Annotated in this window: 1 protein-coding gene and 1 pseudogene; both read left to right on the top strand. The window is 66.5% G+C overall.

Going from position 1 to position 544, the window contains the following annotated elements; all coding sequences use genetic code 11:
- Positions 1-40: 40 nt before the first annotated feature.
- Positions 41-127, top strand: a pseudogene (locus NE591_RS16340) (C69 family dipeptidase); the annotation flags it as partial.
- A gap of 26 nt (positions 128-153) precedes the next feature.
- Positions 154-544, top strand: a 391-nt coding sequence (locus NE591_RS12275) for a C69 family dipeptidase (RefSeq protein ID WP_256156748.1), incomplete at its 3' end; no start/stop codon positions are given.

Here is a 544-nt window from a genome sequence, read left to right as displayed (position 1 = left end):
CCCAGGGGATGTCGAGACTCTCGGGGCCGAATTCGGGCGCGTGCCCGACGACTGCTACGTGGTGCAGCCCAACCGCCAAGGCATCGATCACTTCGATTTGGCCGACGCGCTGGGCGATCAGCACGACTACATGTGCAGCGCCGATCTGGCCCAGTGGATCCGCGAGAACGATCTGCTCATGGACATGCCCGCCACGAGGACGATGCCGGCGAGACCGTCGAAGGGCTGCCGCGCTACTTCAACGCCCGCATCGCGTTTTCCACCTACACCTGGCTCGACCAGCTGTACAACGCCCCGCGCAAGTGGTTCCTGTGCAGCCGCCTGACGCCCTCCGACCCGCGCTTTGCCGGGCCCGCGCCCGAATTCGGCCCCGAGAGTCTCGACATCCCCTGGGCCATGCGCCCCGACAAGAAGCTGTCGGCGTCGGATGTGAAGGACCTGCTCGCCACCACCTACGACGGCACCGAGTACGATCCCTATGGCACCAAGGGCACGCCAGAGACGCGCCACCAGTACCGCTACGTCGGCATCGACCGCACCTCCG

This window comes from Adlercreutzia sp. DFI.6.23, assembly GCF_024462535.1.
Taxonomy (GTDB): Bacteria; Actinomycetota; Coriobacteriia; order Coriobacteriales; family Eggerthellaceae; genus Adlercreutzia; species Adlercreutzia rubneri.
This window is presented reverse-complemented; position numbering and strand designations above follow the sequence as displayed.